Origin of the sequence: Penaeicola halotolerans (assembly GCF_016464625.1) — a bacterium.
GTDB classification, from domain to species: Bacteria; Bacteroidota; Bacteroidia; order Cytophagales; family Cyclobacteriaceae; genus Penaeicola; species Penaeicola halotolerans.
Genome location: NZ_JAEAGO010000004.1, coordinates 105107 through 117287 on the forward strand (window position 1 = coordinate 105107; position 12181 = coordinate 117287).

Here is a 12181-nt window from a genome sequence, read left to right on the forward strand (position 1 = left end):
GTTTTTTCATTTTTAGTCTATTCTGACGATATCTGCTCCTAGTGCATTGAGTCTTTGGTCAATGTATTGATAGCCTCTATCTATCTGCTCCACATTGTCTATTACTGAAGTGCCTTCAGCTGACATGGCTGCGATCAAGAGTGATACGCCTGCACGAATGTCGGGAGAGGTCATTCGGATTCCTCTTAGTGGATATTTTCTATCAAGCCCGATGACTGTGGCTCTATGAGGATCACAAAGTATGATCTGTGCACCCATATCGATGAGCTTATCTACAAAGAAGAGTCTACTCTCAAACATTTTCTGATGGACAAGTACAGTACCTTTAGCTTGAGTAGCGACTACCAATACAATGCTAAGTAGATCAGGTGTAAAACCAGGCCATATCGCATCAGCAATGGTCAAAATTGAGCCATCTATGAAAGTCTCGATTTCATATTTCTTCTGTGCTGGGATGAAGATATCGTCTCCTCTAAACTCCATCTTAATTCCTAATCTTTGAAAGATCTCAGGGATGATGCCTAATTGGTCAATTCTACAATCTTTGATCGTAATCTCAGATTGTGTCATAGCAGCTAAGCCGATAAAAGAGCCGATCTCGATCATATCAGGAAGCATGGTGTGTACTGTGCCTCCAAGTTTTTTGACACCTTCTATATGGAGTAAGTTAGAGCCCACACCAGTGATTTTTGCCCCCATATCGATGAGCATACGGCAGAGTTGCTGTATGTAAGGTTCGCAGGCAGCATTGTAGATACTCGTCTTACCTTCTGCCATGACGGCTGCCATGATGATGTTGGCTGTGCCTGTCACAGAGGCTTCATCTAGTAGCATGTAGCACCCTACTAGTTTAGAACCATCTATGTTATAGATTTCTGATTTGCTGTCATAGTTAAATTTAGCTCCAAGCTTTTGGAAACCAGCAAAGTGAGTATCTAGTCTTCTACGACCGATTTTGTCCCCTCCTGGTTTTGAAAGTTTCCCTTTGCCAAACCTAGCTAGTAGTGGACCTAGTATCATGACGGAGCCTCTCAGAGAGGAAGCTTTAGTATTGAATTCTTCAGAATCCAAATAGTCCATATTGACATTGGCTGCGTTGAATGTATAGCTTTCTGGGCCAGCTTTAGTCACTTTGACGCCCATAGATTGTAGCAAGTCTATGAGTTTATTGACATCTCTGATGTTGGGGATTTTGTTGATAGTGACATCTTGGTCAGTCAGCAATACAGCGCAGATTACTTGCAGCGCTTCATTTTTGGCACCTTGTGGGATGATTTCTCCTTTTAGCTGTGTGCCGCCTTTGATACGAAATGAAGACATTTAGTTCTTTCTCTTTTTAAAGTTGTTGTTTCTTCTGTTGTTATTTCCTCTATTGTTTTGTTTGGGTCTATTATTTTCTTTTTCAGGAGAGCTAAATTCTCTAGCACGATTGATTCCGCCATCAAAGAGTCCATTGTTCATGAGCTTATTGAGGTCGATTTTCAATTTGTTGCCAGTCATTTCTTTGATGTTTTCGATGATCACGTTCTCATCAAAATTATCTCTGTTCCAAGTGGCATGGAAGCTTTTCATCAATCTTCCAATGTAAATAATGGCCTGCTCTTGCTCTTCTAGGTCTTCGATTTCTATAGCTTTTTGGATCAATAGCTCTACATTTTTTCCATAGTGCTTAAACTTCAATCTGCCTTCCGAATAAGGTACAGGTTGAGGTTTTTTGCCAAGGAGTTCTTTCTCAGGCATAGGAAAAGGACTGTCTACATCAAGTGAAAAATTAGACATGATGAAAAGGTCATCCCAAAGTTTTTGATCGTTTTCAGATTTTAATTGTGGATTGAGCTGCTTCATGAGCTCCACTAGTGTGTACGCATACTCTGTGCGCTTCTCTTTTTCAGGAACTGTCAAGACATAGTCTACCAGTTTCTGCATATTCCTTCCGTACTCTTTCAAAATTAGATTGTGTTTATTTTGTACATGATCTGCCATGGCTGATAGATTTTTAGCTACACGTACTCAATTTAGCAAAAATTTAAGTACATCACTATCAGCGGGCTAACTTATTCTATGATGCGTAGTTTGGCAAAACTTAGCAATAGGGTTTTCTCACCAAATTTCTCAAAGTTAATACTTGCTTTTCGGTTTGCGCCATCTGTATCGACATTATTTACAGATCCGAAGCCAAATTTCGGATGTTCGACTCTCTGGCCAGCTTGTAGATGAGAAGTATCACTGGCTTTAAAGTTAGGATCAGGCACATGCGTGACAGCTTGTGGTTTTACACGGTTGACTGGAGTTTTGAGACCAATGAAAGCACTTCCTTCACGTTTATAGTGCATACTCCCTACAGGCTCAGATGTGCTGATGCGTTTATTTACTTTGATGCACATAGGATCTACTTCTTCTAGAAACCTGCTCGGCTCGCAATTGAGTAGCCTGCCAAATCTATAACGTGTAAGCGCATAGGTATAATACAACTTCTCCATAGCTCTCGTAGAGGCTACGTAGAAAAGTCTTCGTTCCTCCTCTAAATCATCTCGGCTATTCATCATCATCTGTGATGGAAATAGGTCTTCTTCTAATCCTACTACAAATACATGCTTGAATTCTAGTCCTTTGGCTGAGTGAATGGTCATCAATGTGACGGCATCTTGCGTATCGTCATCTCGATCTCTATCCGTGAGTAGGGCGATCTCTTGAAGAAAAGCTCCCATGGACTTGTCCTCGTTTTCTGGATTGTCTACAAATTCTTTGATGGCATTGAGTAGTTCTTGGACGTTTTCATATCGGTTGAGTCCCTCGATGGTTTTATCATCGTAGAGTTCTTTGAGCAAGCCTGAATTTTTGGCTACGGTGGAAGCTGCTTCAAAGGCATCTTTTCTTTCTACTTCTATTTTGAAGCTTTTGATCAAAGTAGTGAAGTCCGCTACAGTATTGATCGCACGACCACTTAGAAATGCATCAGAATTATTGATCACTTCCCAGATACTGATATCATGTTCATAGGCTGCTACGATGATTTTATCTACTGTACTATCTCCAATGCCTCTTTTTGGAAAATTGATGATGCGTTTGAATGCTTCTTCATCATTGTGGTTGACGATATAGCGTAGATAGGCTAGGAGATCCTTGATTTCTTTCCTTTGATAGAAAGATAGTCCACCCACTATCTTATAGTGAATGTTCATTTTTCGTAGGGCTTCTTCCATCGCTCTCGACTGAGAGTTTGTTCGATAGAGGATTGCAAAATCACTATTGTTGAGTTTGAGGTTGTTCTTTACTTCAAAAATGGTAGTCGCTACTAGTCTACCTTCTTCATTGTCTGAAGCGGCTTTGATGAGTTCTATTTGTTCTCCTTCATCATTGGCTGTCCAGACACTCTTTTTGAGTTGGCCTTTGTTTTTACTAATGATAGAGTTAGCAGCTTGGACGATATTTTTTGATGATCTGTAGTTTTGCTCTAGCTTGACTGTAGTCAAGTCAGGGAAATCCTTTTCAAAATTGAGGATATTTTGGATGTCAGCTCCTCTAAAAGCATAGATGCTTTGAGCGTCATCTCCTACTACGCAGATATTTCTACGGACAGCAGCCAGCTTTTTAGTGATGAGATACTGAGAGACGTTGGTGTCTTGAAACTCATCTACCATGACATAGTGAAAGCGCTGTTGATATTTGTAAAGCACCTCTGGGAAATCTCTAAAGAGAACATTAGTGTTAAATAGCAAGTCATCAAAATCCATAGCGCCTGCTTTGAAGCAACGCTTCTGATAGGTCTCATAGATAGCACCCATCTTGGGCTTCATGGCTGCATCATCATCAGCTTTGATAAAAGGGTCATTTTGATATTCTTGCCAACCGATGAGTCTATTTTTAGCGCCAGATATTCTGCTGAGTACTGTATTGGCTTTATATACTTTATCGTCTAAGCCCATTTCTTTGACCACACTTCTGATCAAAGACTTAGAGTCGTCTGTGTCGTAGATGGTAAAATTGCTCGGGTAACCTATCTTTTCAGCTTCTGCACGAAGGATTCTAGCGAATACGGAGTGGAAAGTGCCCATCCATAGATTTCTAGCTTCTACACCGACTACTCTTTCGATTCGTTGGCGCATTTCGTTAGCAGCCTTATTGGTGAAGGTGAGTGCTAGTATGTGAAAAGGATCTACTTGTTCCTCATGCATCAGGTGTGCGATACGAGAGGTGAGTACTCTTGTTTTGCCTGAACCCGCACCTGCTATGATCATCAGCGGACCTTCTGTCGTAGTGACCGCTCTCCTCTGGGGTTCATTCAATTCACTCAAATAATTCATTCGCTTTTTCCTTTTCTACCTCTTTTGATTCAAGATCAAAATTAAGTTTAATAATACAAATTGGCATTAAAATATCCTTAGAATTCACCTGTTTCTGAGGGGAGTCGCATAGTTGCTAGTCTCTCAAGCTTCTGCGGGCCTACTGTGCTTCCAGCGCTTGTGAGACCAAAGCCAGTCAGAAGGGCTTTCTTGGATATTGGCTTCTAGATGGGTAACAAATGCATCAATGATCGCGTGTTTTTTTTGATCGTATGGTGGTGCCGCTAATGGTATTATTTTACAGACATAGTGACCTCTCTTCACTCTTTTGATATGACTGTAAAATACTGGATAGTCAAACTTGTAGGCTATTTTCTCAGCTCCTTCAAACATCTGCGTGTCTTGGTTTAGCAAGGTGGTCCAATAGCCTAGTTGTGCTCTCTTGGGTCTTTGATCGGCCACTAAGGCAATCACTCTTGGGATATTTTTCTTTTTGATGAGTTCACGCATGAGGTCATGCTTCTCTATCAGATAGGCTCCAAATTTACCTCGTAGTTTACGCATCACTTGGTCAAAAAAATCACTTCGAACTCTCATGTAAATGCCATCTGCATGAGGGCTGACGTTAGCGGTGAAGCCTGTAAGCTGCCACTCCCAATTACCCAGATGAGAAGTAGTCAATACCACCGATTGACCTTGCCCTATAAGGTCTGTCATTAAGTGCGCATCTTCAAATTTGATTCTTTTATCGAGTTCTGCTGAAGAGATACTGGCCAGCTTCAGTGTCTCTACGATAGTATCCATGAAGTTTCGATAAAAATCTCTTTTGATTTTTTTAATTTCCACTTCTGACTTTTCAGGGAAAGCTTTTTTCAAATTTTTATAGACAATTTTGCTCCTGTAGCGGATCACATCACTAGCGATGAAAGCCAAAAGATCGGCTATCAAATAGAGTAAGAAAAATGGTAATAAAGAGACTATTCTGATAAAAAACATGTAGGCCTTGGTGACGTTATGTATAAGAGAAACTTCTCTTCGTGTTTTTTCGTTTTTGAAGCTTCAAAATAAATATAAATAGGTGAGTATTTTCACCCATCTATCGATAATTATAAGGGATTTATTATTTTTGAACTTATGTCAGATAATCCAAGACAAGAATATAGCGAGCAAGAAGCCGCTCAGGTGTTTGATGAGGAGTTTATGCCTCATATAGATGCTATGTACAATTTTGCTTATCGTCTGACATTTGATGAAGACGAGGCCAAAGATTTGGTGCAAGAGACTTATTTGAAGGCTTTTAGGTTTATCAACTCCTTTCAACAAGGAACTAACGCCAAAGCGTGGTTGTTCCGCATACTGAAAAACAGCTTTATAAACGATTTCAGAAAAAAGAGTAAACAACCTGCAAAGGTTGACTACCAAGAAGTAGAGACTTACTATAACTCTGATGATGTTGATTTTAAAGGAACATCAGATCTGAGAGTCGATACTGTAAAAGATATGCTTGGAGATGAGATCTCTAATGCACTGAACTCACTTGCTGTTGATTTTAGGACGGTGATCATACTGTGTGATCTAGAAGGATTTACGTATGAGGAGATGGCTAAGATCCTAGATATACCGATAGGTACGGTAAGATCAAGACTTCATAGAGCTAGGAATTTACTGAAAGACAAGTTACGCTCCTATGCACAGTCCATGGGGTATGACAATTAATAAAGATAGAGATTAAGACTGTTATGGAAAAAGAACCTACAAACGGAGAGAAGAAGTTGACCTGTGGAGATAAGGCAGCTTGTATGCAGCTTTTGGAGATGATCCTAGATGGGCAGGCAGATGACGATCAGTGCGCACAGCTCGAGTCTAAGTTAGAGAAGTGCTTACCATGTTTTGAGTACTATCACTTAGAAAAAACGATCAGGGAAGTGATGAAGAGCAAATGTACCAACAAAGAAGTACCCAAAGATCTGCTGAGTAATATCAGAGAAATCATCGCCAAGGCATAAGAAGCACTTCATGAATAAAGGAAAAGCCATTATATTTTCCGCACCATCTGGTTCGGGTAAAACTACTATCGTAAAACATCTACTTCAAGCGCATCCTGATAAATTCGGATTCTCTATCTCCGCATGTACTCGGGACAAAAGAGGTCGCTCTGAAGAAAATGGAAAAGACTATTACTTTTTATCAATAGACGAATTCAAACAAAAGATCAATGAAGACGCCTTTGTAGAGTGGGAAGAAGTCTATGAAGGGAATTTTTATGGTACGTTGAAGGCAGAGGTGCAGAGAATATGGGATCAAGGTAAAGCAGTACTATTCGATGTAGATGTCAAGGGAGGTGTAAATCTTAAAAAGTACTTTGGTGATGATGCATTGGCAATTTTTGTCAAAGTTCCTAGTGAAGAAGTCCTCAAAGAAAGACTTCGAGATAGAAATACAGAATCTGAAGATAGCCTTTCAAAGAGGCTTTATAAAGCTAAGTTTGAGATGACCTTTGAGGATAAATTTGATACTACACTACTCAATGAAGACCTCAGTCAGTCACTTCTCAAAGCAGAACAGTTGATTGATGATTTCATCCAAAAGGGCTGAACAGTGAAAGTAGGGTTATTTTTTGGTTCGTTCAATCCTATCCATATCGGTCATTTAGCGATCGCAGAAGCGATGATATCTTTGAGTGATTTAGATGAAATCTGGTTTGTAGTTTCCCCCCAGAACCCCTTCAAAAGTAGTAAATCACTTCTACACGAATTTGATAGACTCAAAATGGTAGAGTTGGCTATTGAAGATAATTTTCACTTCAAAGCAACAGATGTAGAATTTCACATGCCAAAACCCAGCTATACGGTAGATACATTAGCTTATTTGGTAGATAAGCATCCTCAGCATCACTTTTCGCTTATCATGGGAAGTGATAACCTTTCACATTTTCATAAGTGGAAAAATCATGAGCAAATCTTAGCGCAACACGAACTCTACATCTATCCAAGGCCGGAAAATAAAGATCATCAATTTGAAAATCACCCTCAGATACATTGGGTGGAGGCACCAATGATGGATATATCAGCGACTTATATTCGACAGATGATTCAATCTCAGAAATCTGTTAAATACCTGCTTCAAGAGTCAGTGATTGCTTACATCGAGGATAAGAAGCTTTATTGGTAATTATTGAGCCTGATCAAGGTCTTTTTCTAACATTTTTTAACTTCTTTTATTGATATTTCGTTGTTAGTTTTACTTTCAAGGCAACCTATTTCACTCTTTTTGCATCTTACTATAAACTCGTTATTTATGAGGGTATTTATTTTTACTGCCATAGGCATTCTATTTTTTACTTTTTCTAGTGCACTTGGTCAAGGTATCCGTGGGACAGTCATCTCAGATAAAGGAGATACACTTGCTTTTGCTTCTATCTATATCGTAGAACTCAAGGATGGGGCTTCTGCTAATCAATCAGGCAAATATGAGATCAAACTAAAGCCAGGGCAGTACAATGTGGTCGTACAATATATCGGTTATCAGACCGCTACTATGCCTATTCAAGTTGCGGATGATTGGATCAATCAAAACTTTGTATTGAAAGAACAGACCTTTGTATTGCGCGAGGTAGAGGTCAAAAGTAGAAGAGAAGATCCTGCTTATACGATCATGAGGAAGGCGATAGCAAAGCGGAAATTTCACTTGCTCCAATATGATAGTTATGAAATGAAAGTCTATATCAAGGGCACAGGGCAGCTAACCAATGCACCTTTTTTTCTTAAAAATAAATTGAAGGAGGAAGGACTTAATCTAGATGAAGCATATACGACAGAATCTATCAGTGTCGTCAAGTTTACCCAACCAAATACTTATGATGAGCGTGTGATCTCCGTGAGGACTTCAGGCGAGGGAAATGAAAATATCAGCCCTAATAGCTTTATCAACAACTCATTTTATAATGATAAAATAGCGGAATCCATTTCGCCTCTTTCAAGTGCAGCTTTTGCTTATTACAGATTTGGTTATGAAGGGAGTTTTAGAGAAAATGGTGTAGAGATCAACCGTATCAAAGTGACTCCACGCAGTAGAGGAGAGCAAGTATTCGAAGGCTACATTTATATCATTGAGGATCTTTGGGCGATCCATAGCCTAGACTTAAAGACTAGCTTTTTAGGGTTTCAGATAGAAGCACAGCAAAACTATGCTCCCGTAGAAAAGGATCTCTGGATGCCTATCACGCATCAGTATAAGTTCTCTGGTAAGATTCTCGGTTTTGCGGGGGAATATAAATACTTAGCCTCTAGCAAGGAGTACAAAGTACAGCTCAATCAGGACCTAATCGCTCAGCAAGCGACCATCATAGATGAAAAAATAGAGGAAGTGCCTGAAGAGGTGAAGGCAGCTACTCCTACAGTCAGTGCTATGTCTATGGATACCTTGTCCAATCCCGATCAAATGACGAGGAAGCAGTTTAGAAAAATGATCAATGAGTATGAAAAAGAGCAACTTAGGTCTAGAGATGAGCCGCTCGTAGTGAGTGAGAGGAGTTTTAAGATTGACTCATTAGCTGCTAAGAGAGATTCTGCTTATTGGGCTTCCCAGCGACCTGTGCCTTTGACAGAAAAGGAGCTAAAAGGTTACCAAAGAGATGATAGTCTAGCCGTGATAGAAAAGGTGGAGCTAAGTGGAAAAGACTCTGCTGGAGTACTGCCCAAAAGGAAGTTTAAGCCGCAAGAAATCCTATTTGGAGGTTCTTACACGCTTGGTCCTGGTAAAAGGCTGATAATCAATCCGACATTTGCACAGATATACTTCAATACAGTAGAGGGCTTGAATGTCAACTATTCGATGAGGTATATTCAGACATTTGATAGCTTGAGAAAAAGCATTGAGTTTAAGCCAACTGCTCGATATGGCTTTAGCAGTGATGATTTTTATGGAAAAGGAGAATTGATATACCGCTTTGGTGGAAGAAGCAATAGGAATAGCAAGAGGCTTAGTTTAGAAGGAGGAAGGTTTGTGTCTCAATATAACAGTGTGATAGAGCCAATTCATCCACATATCAATACGCTGAGCACTTTGGTTTTCAGACAAAACTTCATGAAGCTATATGAGAAGACTTATGCGCAGGCAGACTTTAGGTATGTAGTCAGTGATCGATTTAAGTTTACTGCTAATCTAGAATATGCGTACAGGCAGGAGCTTTTTAACACTAATGACTACAGCTTCTTTTATAGAGATGATAGAGAATTCACACCAAACGCACCTGCTAACTTAGAACTATTAGATACTAGTTTTGATCCACATAATGCGCTAGTCTTTCAAGGAACGATGTCATATAGACCACTGGTCAGATATCGAATCAATAATGGTGTGAAGACTCCGATATATGATAGATCTCCTGAACTACTACTGATGTACAGAAAAGGGATCAACGGAGTAGCGAATAGTGAAGTCAATTATGATCATATCGAGTTAGGGTTAAGTCATAACTTTCAATTTGGCATTAGTGGCAAGCTAGACTTCGAATTGAGGGCTGGTACTTTTCTAAATGATCAGTCGGTTTACTTCATGGATTTCAAGCATTTTGATGGAAATAGAACGATCTTGAGCAGCCTTCGTCCAGCAGGAGCTTTTAGGTTGTTAGACTACTACCAGTACAGCACTACAGATAATTATTTTGCAGGGCATACACATTATCAGTTTAGGAAATTCCTCTTTACACAATTGCCTGAGATTAGATTTTCTGGTTTGAGAGAAAATATCTTCTTTAATTACTTAAAGACTCAAAATCTACCGGATTATGCAGAAGTAGGCTATTCGGTTGATAATATTTTCAGGCTGTTTAGAGTGGAGGTTGCCGCTTCATTTCAAGATTGGAAATATCAGGAAGTTGGCTTGAGGATAGGTATTGCCACCTTTATCAATATTTCTATTGGGGAAGATTAAATTTTAAGGGTGATAAAAAGGAGGCTAATTTTGAATTAGCCTCCTTTTTATTGATCATACTGTCATGATTTCTTGTTCTTTCTTATTGAAGAGATCATCTACTTTAGAGATGTGCTCATCTGTTAGTTTCTGAACTTTATCTTCAGCTCTCTTTATATCATCTTCAGAGGCACCTTCTTTGAGTAGTTTTCTCAGTGATTCGTTAGTATCTTTTCTGATGTTTCTAACACTGATTTTACCATTTTCACACTCGTTTTTTACTTGCTTTACGAGGTTTTTTCTACGCTCCTCAGTAGGAGGTGGAATGGATAAAATCACTTGTTCCCCATTATTTTGAGGGTTTAGTCCTAGATCAGAGTTGATGATGGCTTTTTCTATCTCACCGATGAGCCCCTTTTCCCAAGGCTTGATAGTGAGTGTCCTGGCATCTGGAGTCGTGATACTGGCCACTTGTTGTATTGGTGTTGGGGCACCGTAGTAGTTTACTTCTATACCGTCCAACATATTAGGCATGGCTTTTCCAGCTCTGATTTTGAGTAGCTCAGCATTTGTATGACTGATGGCTTTTTCCATCAGCTCCTTAGCTTCATCTAGGTATAATTTGATCTCTTCCATTGAAATGTTAGTTTTTAGCAGTGATTAAGGTCCCTACTTCTTCTCCTTTGACTAGTTTTTCTAAGTTCCCAGTTTTATTCATATCAAAAACGATGATGGGAAGATTGTTTTCTTGGCAGAGTGTAAAAGCTGTCATGTCCATGATATTCAAGTTTTTCTCATAAGCCTCTTGAAATGAAAGCGTATTGTATCTGGTAGCCTTTGGGTCTTTCTCTGGATCAGCAGTGTAGACACCATCTACTCTAGTACCTTTAAGAACTACATCTGCTTCTATCTCGATAGCACGTAAACTGGCTGTAGAGTCAGTCGTGAAATAAGGATTACCAATACCCGCTCCGAAGATGACGATCCTGCCTTTTTCGAGGTGTCTAACAGCTCTTCTTCTGATGAATGGCTCACAGACTGATTCGATTTTGAATCCAGACATCAGTCGAGTGTACATGTTATTTTTTTCTAGGGCGCTTTGAAGCGCCATGGCATTGATCACTGTAGCGAGCATGCCCATGTAATCACCTTGTACCCTGTCGATCCCTACTTTTTCGGCTTGTACTCCTCTAAAGATATTACCTCCACCAATCACGATGGCGATCTCTATCCCTAAGTCATGAGCCCTTTTGATTTCTTGCGCGTACTGATCGAGTCTTTGTGGGTCGATACCGTAGCTGTTATCCCCCATGAGGGCCTCTCCACTTAATTTGAGTAGAATCCTTTTGTATTTCATCGTTTATTATTTCTTACCTCTCGGTGGTATTTAGGTACAAGTTCTGATTTTCAAAATTTGACAAATATAATGGCTACAAGTGTAAAATTAAAGTCAGACTAGAAGAGAATCATCACTTGGTTTTTCTCTACACTATCCCCTTTTTTGACTTTGATAGCAGAGATAGTGCCATCACCAGGCGACTTTAAGAGGTTTTCCATCTTCATCGCTTCGAGGATGAGGATAGGCTCTCCTTTTTTGACTTCATCACCCACTTTAACTTTTATATCTAAGATCAAGCCAGGCATTGGTGCTTTGATATCTTTCAGTTGAGTGCTAGCTAGTGAAGACATGCCTAACTTTTCTAGCAGTAGGTCAAATTTGTCTTTCACCTTGAATTCAGCTACCTTGTTATTGATCTTTAAGATCACTTTTTTTTCTTCGGCTTCTACAGCGATCAACTCACATCGGTAAGACTGATGATTTTTGATGATATGAAACTCGTTATCTGAGATCTTTTGGACATCCCAGTCGAAAATTTCATTATCAACGGTGATCACTTCTTTTTCAGAGGTGATTTCATATTTAGAAGTAGGAGTAGATACTGCGTACATTTGTTTTATAATTTGACGGCTTAAATATAAACCAA

General features: G+C 39.5%; 12 protein-coding genes. 5 read left to right on the forward strand and 7 right to left on the reverse strand.

Annotated features, from left to right (window positions below; all coding sequences use genetic code 11):
* Positions 1-12: 12 nt before the first annotated feature.
* The 4 genes from murA to I5349_RS11240 form a co-directional block, all read right to left on the reverse strand.
* Positions 13-1320, reverse strand: a complete 1308-nt coding sequence (murA, locus tag I5349_RS11225; RefSeq protein ID WP_226390864.1) for a UDP-N-acetylglucosamine 1-carboxyvinyltransferase — start codon at positions 1318-1320, stop codon at positions 13-15.
* Complete coding sequence (locus I5349_RS11230) at positions 1321-1983, reverse strand: DUF4290 domain-containing protein (protein WP_226390865.1); 663 nt, start codon at positions 1981-1983, stop codon at positions 1321-1323. It abuts the gene before it with no gap.
* Between the two features lie 71 nt (positions 1984-2054).
* Positions 2055-4304: an ATP-dependent helicase gene (locus I5349_RS11235; RefSeq protein WP_226390866.1), complete on the reverse strand. Its 2250-nt coding sequence runs from the start codon at positions 4302-4304 to the stop codon at positions 2055-2057.
* Positions 4305-4427: 123 nt separating this feature from the next.
* The gene (locus tag I5349_RS11240) at positions 4428-5303 is read right to left on the reverse strand and encodes a lysophospholipid acyltransferase family protein (RefSeq protein ID WP_317194250.1); all 876 of its coding nucleotides are present in this window, start codon (positions 5301-5303) and stop codon (positions 4428-4430) included.
* Between the two features lie 114 nt (positions 5304-5417).
* Between I5349_RS11240 and I5349_RS11245 the strand changes: the two genes are divergently transcribed.
* The 5 genes from I5349_RS11245 (at position 5418) to I5349_RS11265 (ending at position 10217) form a co-directional block, all read left to right on the forward strand.
* Positions 5418-5999, forward strand: coding sequence for a sigma-70 family RNA polymerase sigma factor (locus I5349_RS11245; protein ID WP_226390868.1), 582 nt, complete (start codon positions 5418-5420; stop codon positions 5997-5999).
* 23 nt (positions 6000-6022) lie between these two features.
* On the forward strand, positions 6023-6289 hold the full coding sequence (locus tag I5349_RS11250) for an anti-sigma factor (RefSeq protein WP_226390869.1): 267 nt from the start codon (positions 6023-6025) through the stop codon (positions 6287-6289).
* A gap of 10 nt (positions 6290-6299) precedes the next feature.
* Positions 6300-6878, forward strand: a complete 579-nt coding sequence (gene gmk / locus I5349_RS11255) for a guanylate kinase (RefSeq protein ID WP_226390870.1) — start codon at positions 6300-6302, stop codon at positions 6876-6878.
* A 3-nt stretch (positions 6879-6881) separates the two neighbouring features.
* Entirely contained in the window at positions 6882-7454 is a 573-nt protein-coding gene (nadD, locus tag I5349_RS11260) for a nicotinate (nicotinamide) nucleotide adenylyltransferase (RefSeq protein ID WP_226390871.1), read from the forward strand.
* A 126-nt stretch (positions 7455-7580) separates the two neighbouring features.
* Positions 7581-10217, forward strand: a complete 2637-nt coding sequence (locus I5349_RS11265) for a DUF5686 and carboxypeptidase regulatory-like domain-containing protein (RefSeq protein ID WP_226390872.1) — start codon at positions 7581-7583, stop codon at positions 10215-10217.
* A gap of 54 nt (positions 10218-10271) precedes the next feature.
* Here the strand turns inward: I5349_RS11265 and frr are convergent, their stop codons facing one another.
* The 3 genes from frr to I5349_RS11280 form a co-directional block, all read right to left on the reverse strand.
* Positions 10272-10832, reverse strand: a complete 561-nt coding sequence (frr, locus tag I5349_RS11270) for a ribosome recycling factor (RefSeq protein WP_226390873.1) — start codon at positions 10830-10832, stop codon at positions 10272-10274.
* Positions 10833-10839: 7 nt separating this feature from the next.
* The gene (pyrH, locus tag I5349_RS11275; protein ID WP_226390874.1) at positions 10840-11553 is read right to left on the reverse strand and encodes a UMP kinase; all 714 of its coding nucleotides are present in this window, start codon (positions 11551-11553) and stop codon (positions 10840-10842) included.
* Between the two features lie 98 nt (positions 11554-11651).
* Complete coding sequence (locus tag I5349_RS11280) at positions 11652-12146, reverse strand: acyl-CoA carboxylase biotin carboxyl carrier protein subunit (RefSeq protein ID WP_226390875.1); 495 nt, start codon at positions 12144-12146, stop codon at positions 11652-11654.
* Between the last annotated feature and the right edge of the window lie 35 nt (positions 12147-12181).